Below are 18,977 nucleotides of genomic sequence, written 5' to 3'. Positions count from 1 at the left end.
GGCAGGGGGGGCCCCACATACAGCAACGCCGGGCAGTGCCCGGCGCTGTGTTCAAAACAGTCGAGCATGGCCCGACGCTACAAAGAGCGGATCAGTACCTGCCGTCGAACGCGAAGATCGGCTTGCGCTGCTTCCACGCGCCAGCGGTGAAGTCCGGGAACTCCAGCGTCTGGAAGCTGTTGGCAATCGACTGCTCGCTCAGCGGGGTGATCGCGCTCCAGGTCACCGCGTCATAGATGTCGATCGGCATCGGCGCCTTGGCCTTCAATGCTTCCACGAAGGCGTGGATGACGAACCAGTCCATGCCGCCGTGGCCGGCGCTGGCGGCGGTGTCGGCATTATGCTTCCACAGCGGGTGCTCGTACTCATCCTGGTACTTCTTGAACTCTTCCCACTGGTGCGGCGGGCTGCGGCCTTCGATGTGGATCGAATGGTTCACGTCCATCCACAGGCCCTTGGTGCCCTGCACGCGGAAACCCATCGAATACGGACGCGGCAGCGAGGTGTCATGCTGCAGCAGGATGGTCTCGCCGTTCTCGCAGGCCAGCGTGGTGGTCACGATGTCGCCCAGCTTGAACTTCACCCTGGTGCTGGGATGCGTGGTACCGCCACTCTTGGCCACGGTGTATTCGTGCAGGCCGCGCGCCTTGGTCGCGAACGCGTTGATGTGGGTGAAGCGGTTGCCACGGTTGATGCCGGTGTACATCGCGCACGGGCCAATACCGTGGCTGGGATACAGCTCGCCGTTGCGCTCCACCGAATGCTCGGTGCGCCAGCGTGCTTCGCTCCAGCCCTTGGGGCCGAACTCCACGCCACTGTCGTAGGGCTGGTTCGGGTCGCCGGAATTGAACTTCACGCCGCGCAGGTCGTGCTGGTAGCCGGCCTGCAGGTGCACCAGCTCGCCGAACAGGCCCTGGCGCACCATCTGCAGCGCAGCCATCACGTCGCGGCGGTAGCAGACGTTCTCCAGCAGCATGTAGGGCGTGCCGGTGCTCAGCTGGGTCTTCAGCACGTCCCAGTGGTCCTGCAGGGTGATGCCGGCCACCACTTCGCAGCCCACCGCCACGCCGGCCTGCATCGCGGCAATCGCCATCGGCGCGTGGTACTCCCACGGCGTGGCGATGATCACGCCATCGATGCCCTTCTGTTCCAGCAGGCGCTTCCAGGCATTGGTATCGCGGTCCTGGCCATAGGTCTTCGGCGCCGGCTTGCCCGCCTTGGCCACCATCTCGGTGGCGCGGCCGAGCATGATCGGCTCGATGTCGCACAGGGCGACCACTTCGACGTCGTCGCGGCGCACCAGTTCCTTCAGCAGCACCAGGCCGCGCATGCCGGTACCGATCATGGCCAGGCGCACCTTGCGCCCGCGTGCCCAGGCCGGGGTCTGCGGCAGCAGGCTGCTGGCGGCGACAGCGGCGCTGGCCGCGATGAATTCCCTACGCTTCATGGCAAACATCTCTCCTCTTGGCAGCGTGCCGGCCGCAGCCGGCACGCCAGGTCACGCAAACGGAATTACTTGAACCGGTAGCCGATGGTCACACTGTAACCACGACCGAAGATCGTTGCGTAGTCACTGGAGTCACCCAGGAAGCTGTTCGGATCGTAGAACGGCAGGCGGTTGAACAGGTTCTTGACCGTGAAGCTCAGGTTCCACGCATCATCCGGGCGCCAGGTGACGCTCATGTTGGCGGTCCACCACGATGGTGCACCGTCGCACTTGCTCTTCTGCAGGGCCAGGTAGCCGCCGGTGCAGGCTTCCTTGTTGTTGCTCTTTTCGTCGACCTGGTCGGTAGCCCACTTGGTACCACCCACGTAGTTGACGAACATGCTGGTGGTGACCTGCTTGTAGGTCCAGTCGGCATTGAGCGTGGCACGCAGGCGCGGGTTGTTGTAATAGCCCACCACGTCGCCGTAGTACCAGCCGTTCTCCGCGTCCATGTAGAAGCGGTTGCGGTTGGCGATGGTGGCGGCCAGGCCGATGTTCAGGTTGCCCCAGTCACCCAGCGAGAAGCGGCTGCGCGCATCGATGTCGAAGCCGTCGATCAGGGTCTTGCCACGGTTCTTGTACTGGCCCACCACGCTGGCCACGTTGCCGGCGGAGTAGCCCGGCAGCACCGACGGGCAGCTCACGCCACTGGCCGGGTCGGCACACATCGCCGCCAGCTGCGCCAGGTTGGCGCGGTCACTGTCGGTGATCGGCGAGCGCGACGAGGAGATGATGTCTTCCATGCGGCGGTAGTCCGGCGCGACGATTTCATTGTCGCGATAGATGAACCAGTAGTCGGCCGACACCGACAGCCAGGTTGCCGGCTCGTAGACGAAGCCGAGGGTGGCGATCTTCGCCTTCTCCGGCTTCAGGTCCTTGTTCGGCTGGGTCATGCGGGCCACGGTGCGACTGCAATCGACGTTCAGCATCGTCTTGCCCAGATCGACATCACCCGGCCGCTGCGACTTCAGCAGCAGGTTGGCAATGGCGTTGGTCTCGTTGCAGCGCAGCTCGTCACGGTAGCCGCCCAGCTGCGCGAACACGCCGCCGTTGCCGGATTCGGCCAGGCTCGGTGCACGGAAACCGGTCGAGTAGGTGCCGCGCAGCATCAGCTGGTCGAACGCCTGGTACTTGAAGCCGATCTTCGGCGCGACGTTGGCGCTGAAGTTCGGGTACTTGTCCACGCGCACCGCCGCATCCAGTTCCAGCTTGTCGGTGATCGGTGCCACGGTCTCGGCGAACAGCGCGTAGGTGTTGCGCTTGCCGTCGAACCAGGAGCCACCCTGCTGGGAGATCAGGCCATTGGCCGCATCGGCATTGCCCGGGGTGTAGAAGGTTTCGCGGCTGGCGTTGAAGCCGAACGCGGCGCGCATTTCACCGGCCGGCAGCTGGAACAGCGGGCCTTCGATCTTGCCGTCGAGGGTATGCAGGCGGGTCCACGACTGGATGTCGAAGGTCGGGAACGCCTCACGGATCAGCGCAGCATTGGCTTCGCTGATCTCGCCGAATTTGTACGCCGGGTGGTCGGAGATGATCACCCGACCGGTGCGCGGGTCCACCGAGTAGGGGCCGAAGGCCTTCTCGAAGCCCTTGATGTTGACGTTGATGGTCTGGTACGTGGTGGAATGGGTGCCGGCACTGGCGAAGGCGGTCTCCCAGTTCCAGTCACCCCGGTTGCCACGCGCACCGGCCAGCACGCGGTAGCTCTTGTCGGTGTTGCGCTGGCCGAAGTAGTTCGGGCCGGCATCCTGCAGCAGGTAATTCAAGCCGACCACGCCGCCCATCATCGCCTTCATCTGCGGGCTGGCGTGGTTGTACTCGTTGTTCGGGCCCAGGAACGGGTACAGGAACTGGTTGACGGTGTTGCCGGTGTTGCGCGAGAACCAGCTGGTCGGGTTGCCGGTGGTGGTGCCGTAGGTGCGCGGTGTGCCGCCGTTGGCGCGCAGGTCGATGTCGGTGTAGGTCGCCTCGGCGAAGATCTCGGTGCTGTCGCCCACCAGGAACGTGCCGTTGAGGTAGGCAGTGTTGCGCTCAGACTTGGCGCCGGCATCGATCTCGTTGTTCATCCAGGTTTCCCAGACGCAACGCGGACCAGCCGCTTCACTGGTCAGCACGTTCTTGCAGCCCGGCGCAGCTTCCTGCACGCGGCGGCCGGTGACCGGATCGAAGGCGAAGTAGGTGCCCGGGTTGAACTCGCCCGGCTTGCTGCCCACGCCCAGGCGCAGGTCGTTGAGGTAGTTCGGCTTGTTGACGTAGTACTGGTCGGGCCGCTTGTCGTAGAAATCGCTCAGCGGGATCGCGTCGCGGCGGTACATGTTCACCGCGCCGTAGATGTTGAAACGGTTCTCGGCCAGGTCTCCGAAGCCGGCGGTGATGCTGGCCTGGCGCTCGCCATAGGAGTCGATACGGGAGGAGGTGTCGTTGGTGAAGCTGATCTCGGCGCCCTGGAAGTTGCGCTTGGTGATCACATTGATCACGCCGGCCACCGCGTCGGTGCCATACACCGCCGAAGCGCCGTCGGTCAGCACTTCCATGCGCTCAATGGCCGCGGCCGGGATCGCATCGATGTTGACGAACTGGGTCTGGAAGCCGGCCGGTGCACCGTAGTACGACAGGCGACGACCGTTCAGCAGCACCAGCGTGCCCTGGGCACCGAGGCCACGCAGGTTGGCCTGCGAGGCACCATCGGAGCCGGTGAACAGCGAACGCGCGTCCTGCTGCGCCGGGCGCGCGGCCGGCAGGTTGTCCAGCACCTGCAGCAGCGTGCGTGCACCCATGTTCTGGATGTCCTGCTTGCTGATCACCTGCACCGGCGAGGCGGTTTCAACGTCGGTGCGGCGGATGTTGGAGCCGGTGACCTCGATGCGGGCCAGGTCGGTGGCCTTGTCCTTGCTCTCCTGGGCGAAGGCAGGAACGGCGACCGACAGCAGCACGCCGGCGATGGCCAGCGACAGCGGAGCGATCGAACGACAGGGGGGGCGGTGGTGGCGTGCGGGCAACATCGGGGTTCTCTCCTGGCAGGGGTGCGGCGCAAAAAGTGAGCGCGTGGGCGTTCGGCGGGCAAAACGCTCCCGGGCCACGGCCATGAGGGCCGTAGTCGGAATGGGCGGGGGGAGGAGCGGTGTTACGAGGGAGTCATGGGGCGACGATGCTGGCGGAGTCGCCCTCCTGGCCGATCAGCACGGCATTGGCCCAGTTGGCGCAGACCTGGGCGGGTTGGCTGCCCTGCGCACCCAGCGTGCGCAGGCTCAGGGTGGAAAGGCCACGGATGTCCAGCTCCGGCTTGACGACGCCGGGCGCCTTCACCAGGCCGCTGTCGTACAGCAGGCGGTTGTCACCCCAGACCTGGAACTGCAGGCCACCGGCGCTGCGGCAGGCGTCGTCGATGCCGAGGTCGGCGCGCAGCAGGTGCCAGCCACCCTGCAGGCGCAGGTCGATGCGGCTGTTGGCGCCGACGCCCAGGCCACGACGGAACTGCAGGCCGTTCATGCGCATGCCGGCATCGCCACGGAACGACTGGTCGGTGCGCAGCTGGCTGGCCAGCGCGGCCGGCACCGGCAGCTCGGAGAGATAGTGCTGCCGGGCCGGTCGCTCCGGTTCCTGGTGTTCAAGAATGTGGAAGGTGGACAAGGCGATCGGGCCGACATCGCGCGGCTGCAATGCATCGAACGCGCGGGCGCTGCCCTGTGCGGCGGTGACCATCGGGTCGGCGCTGCTGGCGCCGTCGCCTTCGGGGTTTTGCACGCTCAGCACGCGGAAACGCAGCAGGCGGCCGGCGTGGGCCGGGAAGTCGATGCGCTGCACGCCTTCCTTCAGCTGCAGGCGGCCGCGGGCGATCGGCTCGCCCCACTCGCCATTGCTGTCACCCAGGTACACCTCGTAGTCGCGGACCTGGCCGTGCTTCCAGTTCTTGTCGTTGCGCGGCGCGATGTCGATGCCATCTATCATCTTCCGCTCGCCGAAGCCGATCACCCACTCATGCGCGCCGGTGCGCACGGCCTGGTTGCGCACGCTGCGGAACCAGGTGCCCGGATCATCATCGAAGGCATTTTCCAGCGCATGGCCGGGCTCTTCGGCCGGGCGGTTGACCACCAGCAGGCTGTCGGCCGGCAGTTCGCGGCCCAGCACCGGCGCGGCCGGATAGGCATCGTCGGCGGCTGCGGCAGCGACGGCGAAGTCCAGCTGCAGCTGCAGCGGCTGGCGGATGTCCTGTGTGGCGGTGCGCACATGCAGCGTGCCGCGGCGCTCCTGGGCATCGAAGTACCAACCTTCGTTGGCGCTGTTGAAGGCGGCGGCATCGGCCAGCGCCGGCAGCGCGCGACCACCGGCCTGCACCGCGCGTGGCGCCTGGCGGCTGAGCACGCGCAGGCCGTAGCGGCGCTGCGCCAGCTGGCCGTTGTACTGGCCCTGTACTGCGTCGATCTGCACCTGCACCGGGCCACTGCCCTGTGCAGGCGCCTGCACGCGGATCTGCTGCGTGCTCGATTCGCCCTGCTGGTAGCGGCGGGTGTTGCCGTCGTCTTCGTACAGCGTGTACTGCGAATCGCCCTGCGGGTACAGGTCGAACGTCACTTCATCGAGAGGCTTCTCGCCGTCGAACAGCATCGACGGGTACATCGGCAGGATCGCGCCGGCACGCACGAACACCGGCAGCGTGGCCAGGTCGACCTGGCGGTCGAGCTGGCGGCCATCGGCGGCGGCCTGCACGCGGCGGCCATCCCAGTAGTCGATCCAGCCGCCGGCCGGCAGATGGATGTCGCGGCGCCAGCCACGGCTGGCCGCCTGGCTGCGGTACACCGGCGCCACCAGCAGGTCGCGGCCGAGCAGGAACTGGTACTTGTAGGTTTCATCCTGCGCATGCGGATCGCGCGGGTTGTCCCACATCAGGCCCCGCACCGGCGGTGCACCGGTCTGCGCAGCCTCGTGCACCAGCCCGTACATGTACGGGGTCAGGCGCATCTTCAACTTCAGGTAATCGCGGTTGATGCTGCGGTAGGGCTCGTCGTACCACCACGGGTGCTTGCGCGCGTTCGACGACCAGCCGCTCATGCCCATCAGCACCGGGGTGAACGCCTTCCACTGCAGGTCGCGGGTGAAGGTCTCGGCGCTGCCGCCGAAGATCGCATCGACGTCGCCGCTGGCGTAGGCCATGCCGGACAGCCCCGAACCGACCAGGGTCGGCACGTGCCAGCGGATGTAATCCCAGCTGCTGCTCTGGTCCCCGGTCCATGCCACGGCATAGCGCTGGATGCCGGCCCAGCCCATCACCGTCCACAGGAACGGGCGCGAATCGGAATTGTCGAGGATGCCGTTGAAGGCCTGGCGGTTGGCGTCCATCGCGAACTGGTAGCCCTTGCCGGTCCAGGCCACGTCCAGCTTCTGCACGCGGCTGCCGGCCTTGCCCACTTCCCAGGCGATCTTGTCGACGCCGTTCTCGGTCCACAGGCCGGTGCGGAAGCCGTACTTGGCCAGGCCCTTCACCGTTTCCGGCAACTGCTTGTAGCCGCAGCCGTAACCGTCATTGGGCAGGATCCAGCCACCGGGCATGTCGTTGGCGCGGTACTGCCTGGCCACGCTGTCGATCACATCCGGGGTGGTGCCGGTCGGGCCGTCGCTCCAGCCTTCCGGCACGGTGCCGGGCTTCTTGCTGTTGTCGCCGTCGTTGTAGCAATCGGCATCGCCGTAGGACAGCGCCCAGCGCGCGACCATGTTGGGGCGGCCGGTCAGCTGGGTGTAGCGCTCGATCAGTTTCGGCAGGTCGGCGCCGACGAAGTAATACGCATCGAAGCGGTCTTCGCGGTGCAGCAGCGTGGCCTGGTCGGCCTCGCGTAGATCGTAGCTGCCATCGCTCCAGGTATTGCGCAGCATGCCCCAGCCGCGGCTGCTCAGCAGCATCGGCGCCGGGCTGGGGCGGTCGCCCTCTTCCCAGCCACCGGAGTAGGACACTTCCAGCTCGCGGCCCTTGAACTGGTAACGGCCGTTCTGCTGGCCGCCACCGAAGTAGCCTTCATCGGCCTGCGAGGACAGCACCTGCACGCTCTGCGTGGCATCCAGGTCCAGCGGCTGCAGTTCCTGCCACAGCGCGGTGGGCTGGCCGTTGTCCAGCCGTTCCAGGCGCATGCGCAGCGGCTGCCGCTGCACATGCAGCACCAGTGACTCGGTGCGCACGCGGATTTCCTGTGCGTCTTCTTCCAGCCGCGCCTGCACGTTCGCCTTGGGCTGCGGCAGCACGATCGGCGCGGCCTTGTCGCCTGCACCGGTGAGCGTGCCGTTGCGGCCGGCCTGCACGCGGATGATGTCGGTGGCCGGCAGTTCGATGCGGATGCGCGCGCCCTTGTCGGTCTGCAGGTCCCAGCCCTGCACGCCGTCGCGGCTGGCGCTGGCGCTGACCGAACGCAGGTTGCCGATGGGCTCGGCCCGGGCCGGCATGGACGCCAGCATCAATGCCGGCAACAGGGCCAGCATCAGCGGCAAGCGACGAACGCAGTTTTCCACGCGGACTCCCAACCCGTTCACCGGGCGTTTCGAAAGCGATTGGGCCGACTCTAGGGCAGCGATTCGAAAGATGTCAACAAATTGAAAGGAAAAAGGAAGATATATTCCACTGAAACGAAAGTTGTTGCACCGCAATACTTTGTGTAAGCGCTTGCAGGCGCCTGTTAAGCATTGTGCGATACGGCATCCAGCCCGTTCTTTCGTTTTCCCGAGCACACCCGGGCGGGAAAAGTCACCACGCCATTTTCTTTCTTTTTACTTTCGCTATTTGACATTTCGAAAGAAAACACAGATGGTGCGCTGGCCCAACTGGAACCTCCGAATGGACGTCACCCTGCTTTCCGATGTGTCCGCCTGGCAGCGCCTTGGCGGAGCCGATACCGCTACCGAAATCGCCCAGCAGCCTGCGCTGTGGGACGCCCTCGCACAGGACCTGTCGCGTGCCCGCGACCGCCTGCAGGCCTTCCTCGGCGACAGCCTCAACGATCCCAACCAGCGCGTGCTGTTCACCGGCGCCGGCAGCTCCGGCTTCATCGCCGAAATGGTGGCCGATGCAATCAACGCGCAATGGCCGGCCGATGTGCGCGTGGTGCACACCACCAGCCTGCTGACCCACCCGGCGCTGTACCTGCAGCGCGACCGTCCGACCCTGCTGGTCTCGTTCGGCCGCAGCGGCTCCAGCCCGGAAAGCGTGGCGGCGGTGGACCGCGTGCGCAGCGACGTGGATGACGCGCGCTTCCTCGACATCACCTGCAATGCCGATGGCGAACTGGCCCGTCGTGGCGCCGGCCGTGCCGACACCTGCACCCTGCTGATGCCGTCGGCCAGCTGCGACCGTGCCTTCGCCATGACCAGCAGCCTGACCTGCATGCTGCTGGCCGCACTGACCGTGTTCGATCGTTCGCCGTGGGATGCGCGTGTGGCGCGCCTGAAGCAGATCGCCACGCTGGCCCGCGAAGGCCAGGCGCAATGGGATGCACCGGTGGCGGCGCTGGCACAGCGCCCGTTCAACCGCATCATCTACCTCGGCAGCGGCCCGCTGGAAGCGCTGGCACGCGAGTGCGCGCTGAAGGTGCTGGAACTGACCGCCGGCCGCGTGCTGGCGCTGGCCAACACCCCGCTGGGCTTCCGCCATGGCCCGAAATCGACGCTGGACGGCAACACCCTGGTGGTGGTGCTGCGCAGCGTGCAGCCACTGGCGCGCCGCTACGAACAGGACCTGCTGGAAGAACTGCGCCGCGATGGCGTGGCCGGCCAGGTGCTGGCGATCGGCCCGCATTCGGACATCGGTGCGGACGACGAGTACACCCTCACCGTACCGGCACTGGATGATCCGTGGCTGGCACCGGTGTGGCTGGGCTTCGCGCAGCTGTTCGCGCTGCAGCGCTCGGCTGCGCTGGGCCTGACTCCGGACAATCCGTTCCCGGATGGCACCGTCAACCGCGTGGTCAAGGGCGTCACCATCCACCATGGCTGAGCTGATCGCCCACGCCTGCTACGGCATCGACATCGGCGGCACCAAGATCGAGCTGGTGGCGTGCGATGCGGCGATGCAGGTCACCTGGCGTCGCCGGGTGGCCACGCCGCAGGGCGACTACGACGGTTTCCTGCAGGCGGTGGTGACCCTGGTCGCCGAGGCCGATGCCGCGCTGGGCCGCAGTGATGCGGCGATCGGCATCGCTCTACCCGGCGTGCGCGACCGCCGCAGCGGCCGCCAGCTGAGCGCGAACGTGCCTGCGTTGACCGGCCACAGCGTGGCGGCCGACCTGCAGGCGCGCCTGCAGCGGCCGCTGCATTTCGGCAACGACCTGCAGTGTTTTGCCCTGTCTGAAGCACACGGCGGTGCCGCCGACGGCTATCCCAGCATGTTCGGCGCCATCCTCGGCACCGGCGCTGGCGGTGGTTTCTGCCTGCAGGGCCGTCTGCTGTCCGGTTTCAACGGGCTGGCCGGCGAATGGGGCCACTGGAGCGTGCCCGGTCATCTGCTGCAGCGCCACGGCCTGCCGCTGATCGACTGCGCCTGCGGCCTGCAGGGCTGCGTGGAGCGTTATGTCTCCGGTAGTGGCGTGGCGATGATCGAGCGTCACCTCGGTGGCAGCGCCGCCGACGCCAGCGCGGTGATCGCCCTGGCCGACGCCGGTGATGCGCGCGCGCGCAAGGCGCTGGACATCCATCGCGACCTGCTCGGCCACAGCCTGGCCGCGCTGGTGCTGGCGCTGGACCCGCACGTGATCGTGCTCGGTGGCGGCCTTTCGCAGTACGCGCCGCTGTACGAGCACCTGCCCGCCGCCATCGCCGCCCATCTGTTCAAGGGTGTGCAGGTGCCACCGATCGTGCCACCACGCTTCGGCGATGCCGGTGGCGCACGTGGTGCTGCCCTGCTCGCCTGCCAACCCTCGTTTTCCTGATGTCCGGAGCCTGACCATGTCCCCGTTGCAGACCCTGCTTGCCTCCCACCGCGCCGGTGCCAACGTCGGCCTGTACAGCGTCTGCTGCAGCAACGAGCAGGTGCTGCGCGCGGCCATGCACGTGGCGCTGGCACACGGCACCGTGCTGCTGATCGAGGCCACCTCCAACCAGGTCGACCAGTTCGGCGGCTACACCGGCATGACCCCGCCGCAGTACCGCGATTACGTGGGCACGCTGGCCGATGAGGAAGGCTTCCCGCGCGAACGGCTGATCCTGGGCGGTGACCACCTCGGCCCGAATGCCTGGCAGAAGCGCCCGGCTGCCGAAGCGATGACTCACGCGCGCGTGCTGATCGAGGCCTACGTCGCTGCCGGCTTCCACAAGATCCACCTGGACTGCAGCATGTCCTGTTCCGATGACCCGGTGCCGCTGCCCGATGCCATCGTCGCCGCGCGTTCGGCCGAGCTGGCCGAGATCGCCGAACGCACCGCCGCCGAACACGGCCTGCCGCCGCCGGTCTACGTAATCGGTACCGAAGTGCCGATTCCCGGTGGCGAAGCCTCGCTGGCCGAAGGCCTGCAGGTAACCACGCCGGCCGCCGCCGCGCAGACCCTGGCCATCCACCAGCAGGCGTTCGACACGCCGCAGCTGCGCGATGCGTGGCAGCGCGTGATCGCGATGGTGGTGCAGCCGGGCGTGGACTTCGACCACAGCAGCGTGCACGAGTACGACGCGGCCGCTGCCAACACGCTGGCTGGCTTCCTCGAACAGCAGCCGCGCATCGTGTTCGAAGCGCATTCCACTGACTACCAGCGCGAAAGCGGCCTGCATGCACTGGTGCGCGACCACTTCGCCATCCTGAAGGTCGGCCCGGCGGCGACTTTCGCCTATCGCGAAGCGCTGTTCGCGCTGGCCGCGATCGAGGCTGAGCTGCTGCCGCCCGCGCAGTGCTCGCGCCTGCCGCAGGTGCTGGACGAGGTGATGGTGGCGCAGCCGAAGTACTGGCAGTCCTATTACCAGGGCGATGAGGCGGCGCTGCGCCTGCTGCGCAGTTACTCCTTCAGCGACCGCTGCCGCTACTACTGGGGCGAACCGGCGCTGGTACAGGCGGTGCAGACCCTGTTCGCCAACCTGGAGCAGCACGCGCCGCCGCTGGTACTGCTCAGCCAGTACCTGCCGGAGCAGTACCGCGCCGTGCGCGAAGGCAACCTGGCTAACACCCCCACCGCACTGGTGCAGCACCGCATCGGCCTGTGCCTGGGCGAATACGCCCGCGCCTGCAGCGCCAACCAGGCCGGCCCCCGCACGCAGAATGCGGGCTCGGCTGCCGGCGTTCCTGCGAACGGCTAATCTCTACCTTTTCCCGCGAAACCGAGAATGGCCATGCGCAACACCCGCTCCCGCCGGCAACAGATCCTGCAGCTGCTGATCGAGCATGGCTCGGTGCAGGTGGCCGATCTGGTCGAGCGCTTCGGCGTGTCGGCGGTGACCATCCGTGCCGATCTGACCCACTTCGAGTCGCAGGGCCTGGCCACCCGTACCCACGGCGGTGCCACGCTGGTGCGCACGCCGCCGCAGGAACAGGACATCCACGAGAAGGACGCGCTGAACCTGCCGCTGAAGGAATCGATCGGTGCGCGCGCCGCGCGCCTGGTGCAGCCCGGCGACAACATCATCATCGACTCCGGCTCGACCACGATGACCCTGGCCCGCCATCTGCGCGCGCATCGCGACGTGACGGTGATGACCAACGGCCTGAACATCGCCTGGGAACTGGCCAATGCCGCGGGCATCACCGTGCTGCTGACCGGTGGCCTGCTGCGTCAGCAGTCGCTGTCGCTGCAGGGCAGCCAGGCCGAGGCCAGCCTCAATTCGTACAGCTTCGACACCCTGTTCCTGGGTGTGGACGGCCTGGACCTGCAGTTCGGCCTGACCACCCACGACGAGGCCGAAGCCCGCCTCAACCACCGCATGGTCGAGCGTGCGCGCCGCATCGTGGTGCTGACCGACGCCTCCAAGTTCGGCCGCGTCAGCCTGCACCGCATCGCCCTGCTGGATCAGATCCACGCCATCATCACCGACGCCGGTATTGACGACGCAACCCGTGAGGGGCTGCAGCGGCTGGGCATCGAAGTGATCATCGCCGAGCCCACCGCATGACCGACACCCGCGCCCTGCATGGCCGCATCCTCACCCCGCTGGGTTGGCGGCGTGGCCACGTCCACTTCGATTCGCACGTGCGCCAGTTGCAGGTGGATGACCACAGCGGCGCTGACGACCTGCAGCTGCCGGTGATCCTGCCCGGCTTCATCGACCTGCATGTGCATGGCGCGGCCGGCGTGGACCTGATGCAGGGCGGCGACGTGGCGCGAACCATCGCCCGCACCCATCTGCGCTTCGGTACCACCACGCTGCTGGCGACCACCATGACCGCCGGGCTGGACGAGATCGAGCACGCGCTGCAGGGTGTGGCCGCCACCATGACGGCGCCCGATGCCGACGCCGCCAGTATTGCCGGTGTGCATCTGGAAGGACCGTTCATCAGCCCGCAGCGGCTGGGCGCGCAGCCCAACCGCACGATCGAGGCGACCGTTGCACTGGTGCAGCAGCTGCATGCGCTGGCACCGATCCGGGTAATGACGCTGGCCCCGGAAATCGGTGAGCACACCGCGCTGATTCCCGCGCTCTCGGCGATGGGCATCCGCGTGCAGCTCGGTCACAGCGCCGGTACCTACGAGGAAGGCGTGGCGGCGCTGCAAGCCGGTGCCTCCGGCTTCACCCACCTGTTCAACGGCATGACCGGCGTCGATCACTATCGCCCGGGCATTGCAGCGGCGGCGTTGGCACATGCGCAGTACGCCGAGATCATTCCCGACCTGCAGCACATCCACCCCGGCGTGATCCGCCTGGCCGCGCGCGCGATCCCACGCCTGTACGCAGTGACCGACGCCACCGCCGCCACGGGCATGCCCGATGGCGAGTACGCCCTGGGCGAACAGCGCGTTCACAAGTGCGGCGGCTGCGTGCGCCTGGCGACCGGTTCGCTGGCCGGCAGCGCGCTGACCATGGACCAGGCACTGCGCAATCTGGTGCGTGTGGGCCTGGACTTGGCCGACGCCTCGCAGCGTGTTTCCACGTTCCCGGCCGATTACCTGGGCCTGGACGATCGCGGCCGCATCGCGCCCGACGCCCGTGCCGACCTGGTGGTGCTCGACGCCGAGCTGCGCCTGCAGCAGGTGGTGGTGGGCGGGCGGGTAGTCGATTTGAACGCCGCAAACGCCTGATATCTGCGTTTTTGTAGAGCCGAAGGCAATGGCAGGAGCCATTGCCAACGTCGCTTGCGACGGCCCGGAGGATGCCGATCAGGACGATCGGCATAGCCATGCTCGGCTGCTTTTCATACCGACATCGATGACGTCCGTGCCGCGCTTCGCGCGGCAAGCCGAGCATGGCTCGGCTCTACATGAAGCGCGCAAGCGCAATGCCTCAGCCACGCACCATCCCCGTTATTCCAGGAATACGCCGATGACCGCAGCCGCCGCACCTGCCGTACCCGCTTCCACCGCCCCGCGCTGGTCCGTACGCTACCTGCTCTTCATCGGCGGCCTCGGTGGCCTGCTGTATGGGATCGACATCGGCATCATCGCCGGCGCCCTGCCCTATCTTGAAGCCACCGCCAGCCACGCCTGGCAGCTCAGCAGCCAGCAACTCGGCTTCGTCGTCGCGGCAGTGCTGCTGGGCAGCGTGCTGTCCTCGCTGTTCGCCGGCATGGTCGCCGATCTGATCGGCCGCCGCGGTGCGATGCTGCTGGCCGGCCTGCTGTTCACCGCCTCGATCCCGATCATGGCACTGGCCTCCGGCTACACGCCCCTGCTGCTCGGCCGGCTGCTGCAGGGCATCAGTGGCGGCCTGATCGGCGTGGTGATTCCGCTGTACCTGGCCGAAGTGCTCAGCCCCGAACGACGCGGGCGTGGCGCGGCGATGTTCCAGCTGCTGCTGACCATCGGCCTGGTGCTGGCGGCACTGATCGGCCTGTACCACGCCCACGCCGTGGATGCCGCCGCCGAAGCCGTGCGCTCACTGCCGGTCGCGCAGCAGGCGCAGGAGCTGTTTGCGGTGAAGGACCACGCCTGGCGCACCATCTTCTGGACCTGCCTGGCGCCGGGCCTGCTGTTCTGCGCCGGCATCTTCTGGCTGTCCGAATCGCCGCGCTGGCTGGTGCGCCGCGGTCGCATCGATGATGCGCGCCGCAGCCTGCAGCGCGTACTGCCGGCTTCGGAGGTGGAACCGACGCTTGCACAGATCCAGGCACCGGAATCGAGCGGCAGCAGCGGCAAGCGCGACCCGCTGCTCAGTCGCCGCTACGTGGTGCCGTTCCTGCTCGCCTGCGTGGTGCTGGCCTGCACCCAGGCCACCGGCATCAACTCGGTGCTGGCCTACGCGGTGAACATCCTCAACCAGGCCGGCCTGTCCGGCTCGGTGGCCAATGGCGCCGACGTGGCGATCAAGCTGCTCAATGCGGTGATGACCGTGGTTGCGCTGCTGCTGGTCGACCGCAAGGGCCGCAAGTTCCTGCTGATGCTCGGCAGCGGCGGCATCTGCGTGGCCCTGCTGGCCGCCGCCACCCTCTTCTTCCAGGCCGAACGCGGCCGCACCGACGTGCAGCCGCAGCTGCAGGCGGCTGTCAGCGGCGATGGGCTGCAACTGGTACTGGATGATGCGCAGTGGCAGCGCCTTGGCGCTGGCATCGACAGCGAAGGCCGGCCGCTGCAGCTGACCGTGTCGTATGCCTATGGCGACTTCACCAATGTGCGCGCCCTGCGCAGCGACAACCTGACCGACCGCGAGCTGCGCATCGAGCGTGCGGGCACCGTGCAGCCGGACAGCGTGATCGGCGCGTTCTTCCGCAAACTGCACCTGAACCCGTTCGCCGATCCGGCCGCTGCAGCGCAGGCACCGCTGCGCATCGAACAGGCCCGCATCGGCCCGGTGCCGCCACCGGCACACGGCTGGGCAGTGGCCGCCTGCATCCTGGTGTTCGTCGCATTTTTCGCGGTTGGCCCCGGCGTCTGCGTGTGGCTGGCACTGTCGGAGCTGATGCCGAACCGCATCCGCTCCAACGGCATGAGCATCGCGCTGCTGATCAACCAGTTCGTGTCCACCACCATCGCCGCGATCTTCCTGCCCACGGTGGGCCACTACGGCTACGCCAGCATGTTCGTGTTCTGGGCGGCGTGCACCTTCGTGTTCTTCCTGGTGGCCGCGTTCTGGCTGCCGGAGACCAAGGGCAAATCCCTGGAAGAGATCGAGGCCCGCTTCGCCCGGTAGCGGTCGACCTTGGTCGACCTCCGCGCGCAGCGCGGGTTCATGGCGCGCCCGTCATTCGCCAGTGATGTGCTTCGCCAGCTCCCGCGCCTCGGCAACGCTGGACAATCCGCTCAGCATCATCGATTCGCCGAACGGCCCCTGCACCGTCGCCACCATCAGCACGCGGCCATCCACGCTGATCGCCATGCGCTGGCCGACCATGGCCGCCGTGCCATCGTGGATGCGCTGATGCGCCTCCGGCCGATAGCGGATCTGCAGGCCCGGCTGCTTGCCTTCATCCAGCACATAGCGCACATCGGCAATATCCGCGCTGCCGGCAATCGGTGGCTCGCGCAGCGCCAGGGTCTGGCCCTGCCACTGCACCGGCGTGCCCTTGCCGGCTGCATCGACCGCGCTCAGGCGCACATCCACGCCGGGGCGTGGCGCATGATCCTTGCCTGCCAGCGCGCCGGGCGTGGCGCCCGGCATGCATCCGGTCAGCACCAGCGCCGCCCCTAGCAGGAGCAGACGCGCGCCCCTCACTTCAGCTTCCGCAGCTTGAACGCCACCAGCACCTGCAACAGCCCGTACAGCAGGCTGCCGATGCCGATCCACAACGTGGTCACCGCCACGCCCGCATACGGATTGGCCGCAAACAGCAGGCCCAGCACCACCGCCAGCACGCCACTGAGGATCAGCAGCCACTCGCCCTGGATCTGCTTGCGCACGCGGATCGCGAACACGATGCGATAGATGCCGGCCACCAGCAGCCACGCTGCCAGGAACAGCACCAGCACGCTGGCGGTGGCCAGCGGATTGATCACCGCCAGGATGCCGAAACCCAACGAGGCGATGGCATACAGCGCCAGCCAGCCACGCGAGGCACCGCTGCCGCCGCTGACCAGTGCGAACAGGCTGATGACACCTTCAACGATGGCCATCATACCCAGCGTCCATGCCAATGCCATGGCTGCAGACAGCGGCCAGCCGATGGCGACGATGCCAAAGCCAAGCGCAACCAGCCCATACAGCAGCAGGATCCACCAGCTGCGCCCAACCGCCGACAACAAGGGAGACAAGGGGGAATTCATGGCCACTCCTTCGATCCGGAACCGGGCTCATCCTAGCCCCTGGTGATGAAGAGGACGATCACGGCGCCCGCGCGCAGACCCATACCCGCACCTCGTCCGCTCCCACCCACCGCAGCGTCTCCGCAACCTCCATCACCGTGCTGCCGGTGGTCATCACATCGTCCACCACGGTCAGTCGCGGCGGCACCGGACCACGTACATCGAACGCATCGAACAGGTTTTCCCTGCGCTGTTCGGCCGTACGCTCGGACTGCGGCGCGGTATGCCGCCGCCGGTACAGCCCCTGCCAGACCGGCATCGACAGCAGGCGGCACAGTTCTGCGGCCTGGTTGTAGCCGCGCTGGCGCAGGCGACGGGTGTGCAGCGGCACCGGCACCAGTAGAGGGCATGACCAGGGCGGCGGTGCGCGCTGCATCAACTGCGCGAGCAGGCGACCCGCTGCGAGATCCTGATGGAACTTGTAACGCACCAGCAGCTGGTCGACCGGTGGCAGGTACAACAAGCTGGCATGGGTAGCGGCCTGCGGCGGCGCTTCCTCACGGCAGCTGCCGCAGACGATCAGTGCGTTGTCCGGCAACGGCAGTGCGCAGCGCAGGCAGGCGCGGCCCGACCACGGAAGTTCCGCATAGCACGCGGCGCACAGATCCAGCCCATCGTGGCCGGGGTCGTTGCAGACCAGGCAACGCAGTGGCAGCAGGACGCGAAGCAGCGCGTGAGGGACAGTGCTTGCCGTGTGCAGGAAGTTGATGCGCATGCGCCAGCCTTCCATCGCTGCGTCAGCTTCACCATCAGCGGACCGCGTGCTGCAGTGTCAGCGCTATCTGTCACCGCGCCGCCCTTCAGGGCGTGCGTTCGCGATCCCCGGCATCCGACGGCGCCACGGCGGGCATCATCAACACCTCCGCCAGCCCGCGATAGATCGGCACCCGGCACACGAGCCCGGACACGCCACGCGCGATCAGCACCGTGGCCAGGATCGGCAGCAGCAGATCACCACTGTCGGTCAGCTCCAGCGAGATCACCGCCGAAGTCAGCGGTGCCTGGGTGACGCCGGTCAGATAGGCGCACATGCCCAACAGCACGAACGCGCGCGGGTCCACGCCCGGCATCAGGACCGCCAGGTTGTGGCCCAGTCCGGCACCGACCGCCAGCGCCGGCGAGAACAGGCCACCGGGAATGCCCGCCACATAGGACGCCAGGTTCGCGAGCAGCTTCATCAACCCGAACTCGTGGCCGACCATCGCCTGCCCCTGCACCAGGCTGCGCGCCTGCTCGTAGCCGGTGCCGAACGCGCCTTCACCGAAGACCAGGGCGAGCAGTACCACCACCAGGCCGCAGCCTGCGGCCAACAGAACCGGATGCCGCTGGCGCAGTTGCCCGAGCCAGCGCGGGCGGCCCGCCGCACTGGCCAGCACCGCACGCGCGAACAGGCCTCCCAGCAAGCCCGCCACCACGCCGCACAGCAGGATCGCCAGCCAGCCCTGGCCCAGCGGCAGGCGTGCGCTCACATGGCCGAAGTAGGTGTAGTTGCCCAGCAGACCAAGCGACACCACGCCACCGACGATCACCGCGGTCAGCAGGGTGCCGGAGAAGCGATGCTCGAAACGGCCGCTGAGCTCCTCGATGGCAAAGACGATACCGGCCAGCGGCGTGTTGAATGCCGCCGCGATGCCGGCCGCGCCACCGGCCAGCAGGAAGTGCGAGAGCTCGCGTGGATCCTTGAAGCCGAACCAGCGGCCGAACAGGTACATCAGGCTGGCACCCACATGCACCGTCGGGCCTTCACGGCCAACGGACGCGCCGCCGAGCAGCGACAACGAGGTCAGCAGCAGCTTGCCGGCCGAGACCGCGGGCGAAAGATTGGTCTTCCGGAACGGCTCATCCGGCTTGTCCAACGCGGCAATGACCTGCGGAATACCGCTGCCCCGCGTGGGCTTCAGCACGCCCGCGGTCAACCAGGCCAACAGCGCGAAGATGCCCGGCGTGAGCAGCAGGGCCCACCACGGCGAGTGCGAGATGATGCGCTGGAACAGCTGGAAAGCCGCGTCACTGGCCTTGGCGAACAGGATCGCCACCAGCGCCACGGCCACGGCGCCGCCCCAGAGCGCGGCGCGGCGGCGCCAAGCCTCGCTGAGGACCAGCGCAGTGATGCGGCCGCGGAGGCGATGGAGATCGGTCATGCGGGGCAG

General features: G+C 67.5%; 13 protein-coding genes. 6 read left to right on the top strand and 7 right to left on the bottom strand.

Annotated features, from left to right (window positions below):
• Positions 1-91: 91 nt before the first annotated feature.
• The 3 genes from VPH47_RS01025 to VPH47_RS01015 all read right to left on the bottom strand — a co-directional run bounded on the left by VPH47_RS01025 (position 92) and on the right by VPH47_RS01015 (position 7,981).
• Positions 92-1,447 (bottom strand): Gfo/Idh/MocA family protein, encoded by a 1,356-nt coding sequence (locus VPH47_RS01025; RefSeq protein WP_368849929.1) that lies wholly within the window; start codon positions 1,445-1,447, stop codon positions 92-94.
• A 65-nt stretch (positions 1,448-1,512) separates the two neighbouring features.
• Entirely contained in the window at positions 1,513-4,488 is a 2,976-nt protein-coding gene (locus tag VPH47_RS01020; RefSeq protein WP_368849928.1) for a TonB-dependent receptor, read from the bottom strand.
• 133 nt (positions 4,489-4,621) lie between these two features.
• Positions 4,622-7,981 carry a TIM-barrel domain-containing protein gene (locus VPH47_RS01015; RefSeq protein WP_368849927.1) on the bottom strand — a complete coding sequence of 1,120 codons (3,360 nt, stop codon included), beginning with the start codon at positions 7,979-7,981 and terminating at the stop codon, positions 4,622-4,624.
• 322 nt (positions 7,982-8,303) lie between these two features.
• Here VPH47_RS01015 and VPH47_RS01010 point away from each other — a divergent pair, with 322 nt between their 5' ends.
• The 6 genes from VPH47_RS01010 to VPH47_RS00985 all read left to right on the top strand — a co-directional run bounded on the left by VPH47_RS01010 (position 8,304) and on the right by VPH47_RS00985 (position 15,718).
• Positions 8,304-9,458, top strand: a complete 1,155-nt coding sequence (locus VPH47_RS01010) for an SIS domain-containing protein (RefSeq protein ID WP_110714035.1) — start codon at positions 8,304-8,306, stop codon at positions 9,456-9,458.
• Positions 9,451-10,389 carry an ROK family protein gene (locus VPH47_RS01005; protein ID WP_164161940.1) on the top strand — a complete coding sequence of 313 codons (939 nt, stop codon included), beginning with the start codon at positions 9,451-9,453 and terminating at the stop codon, positions 10,387-10,389. The genes VPH47_RS01010 and VPH47_RS01005 overlap by 8 nt, the downstream gene beginning before the upstream one ends.
• Positions 10,390-10,405: 16 nt before the next feature.
• Positions 10,406-11,740, top strand: a complete 1,335-nt coding sequence (locus VPH47_RS01000; protein ID WP_368849926.1) for a D-tagatose-bisphosphate aldolase, class II, non-catalytic subunit — start codon at positions 10,406-10,408, stop codon at positions 11,738-11,740.
• 33 nt (positions 11,741-11,773) lie between these two features.
• Positions 11,774-12,550: a DeoR family transcriptional regulator gene (locus VPH47_RS00995; RefSeq protein ID WP_071227660.1), complete on the top strand. Its 777-nt coding sequence runs from the start codon at positions 11,774-11,776 to the stop codon at positions 12,548-12,550.
• Positions 12,547-13,674 carry an N-acetylglucosamine-6-phosphate deacetylase gene (gene nagA / locus VPH47_RS00990; RefSeq protein ID WP_368849925.1) on the top strand — a complete coding sequence of 376 codons (1,128 nt, stop codon included), beginning with the start codon at positions 12,547-12,549 and terminating at the stop codon, positions 13,672-13,674. Before VPH47_RS00995 ends, nagA begins: the two co-directional genes overlap by 4 nt.
• A 241-nt stretch (positions 13,675-13,915) precedes the next feature.
• Positions 13,916-15,718, top strand: coding sequence for an MFS transporter (locus VPH47_RS00985; protein WP_368849924.1), 1,803 nt, complete (start codon positions 13,916-13,918; stop codon positions 15,716-15,718).
• A gap of 51 nt (positions 15,719-15,769) precedes the next feature.
• Here VPH47_RS00985 and VPH47_RS00980 read toward each other — a convergent pair whose 3' ends face one another.
• From VPH47_RS00980 to VPH47_RS00965, 4 genes are all read right to left on the bottom strand, one after another.
• Complete coding sequence (locus VPH47_RS00980; protein WP_368849923.1) at positions 15,770-16,240, bottom strand: hypothetical protein; 471 nt, start codon at positions 16,238-16,240, stop codon at positions 15,770-15,772.
• Positions 16,237-16,788 carry an HdeD family acid-resistance protein gene (locus VPH47_RS00975; RefSeq protein ID WP_368849922.1) on the bottom strand — a complete coding sequence of 184 codons (552 nt, stop codon included), beginning with the start codon at positions 16,786-16,788 and terminating at the stop codon, positions 16,237-16,239. The genes VPH47_RS00980 and VPH47_RS00975 overlap by 4 nt, the downstream gene beginning before the upstream one ends.
• Before the next feature lie 58 nt (positions 16,789-16,846).
• The gene (locus tag VPH47_RS00970) at positions 16,847-17,542 is read right to left on the bottom strand and encodes a ComF family protein (protein WP_368849921.1); all 696 of its coding nucleotides are present in this window, start codon (positions 17,540-17,542) and stop codon (positions 16,847-16,849) included.
• A gap of 85 nt (positions 17,543-17,627) precedes the next feature.
• Positions 17,628-18,968: a chloride channel protein gene (locus VPH47_RS00965; RefSeq protein WP_368849920.1), complete on the bottom strand. Its 1,341-nt coding sequence runs from the start codon at positions 18,966-18,968 to the stop codon at positions 17,628-17,630.
• Positions 18,969-18,977 lie beyond the last annotated feature (9 nt).

The organism is Stenotrophomonas sp. WED208 (genome assembly GCF_040984485.1).
Taxonomy (GTDB): Bacteria; Pseudomonadota; Gammaproteobacteria; order Xanthomonadales; family Xanthomonadaceae; genus Stenotrophomonas; species Stenotrophomonas riyadhensis.
This window is presented reverse-complemented; position numbering and strand designations above follow the sequence as displayed.

Coding starts and splice junctions, on each gene's coding strand:
- VPH47_RS00995 (WP_071227660.1), top strand. CDS start 11,774: ATGCGCAACACCCGCTCCCGCCGGCAACAGATCCTGCAGCTGCTGATC.
- VPH47_RS00985 (WP_368849924.1), top strand. CDS start 13,916: ATGACCGCAGCCGCCGCACCTGCCGTACCCGCTTCCACCGCCCCGCGC.
- VPH47_RS00965 (WP_368849920.1), bottom strand. CDS start 18,968: ATGACCGATCTCCATCGCCTCCGCGGCCGCATCACTGCGCTGGTCCTC.
- nagA (WP_368849925.1), top strand. CDS start 12,547: ATGACCGACACCCGCGCCCTGCATGGCCGCATCCTCACCCCGCTGGGT.
- VPH47_RS01005 (WP_164161940.1), top strand. CDS start 9,451: ATGGCTGAGCTGATCGCCCACGCCTGCTACGGCATCGACATCGGCGGC.
- VPH47_RS00975 (WP_368849922.1), bottom strand. CDS start 16,788: ATGAATTCCCCCTTGTCTCCCTTGTTGTCGGCGGTTGGGCGCAGCTGG.
- VPH47_RS00970 (WP_368849921.1), bottom strand. CDS start 17,542: ATGCGCATCAACTTCCTGCACACGGCAAGCACTGTCCCTCACGCGCTG.
- VPH47_RS01000 (WP_368849926.1), top strand. CDS start 10,406: ATGTCCCCGTTGCAGACCCTGCTTGCCTCCCACCGCGCCGGTGCCAAC.
- VPH47_RS01025 (WP_368849929.1), bottom strand. CDS start 1,447: ATGAAGCGTAGGGAATTCATCGCGGCCAGCGCCGCTGTCGCCGCCAGC.
- VPH47_RS01010 (WP_110714035.1), top strand. CDS start 8,304: ATGGACGTCACCCTGCTTTCCGATGTGTCCGCCTGGCAGCGCCTTGGC.
- VPH47_RS01020 (WP_368849928.1), bottom strand. CDS start 4,488: ATGTTGCCCGCACGCCACCACCGCCCCCCCTGTCGTTCGATCGCTCCG.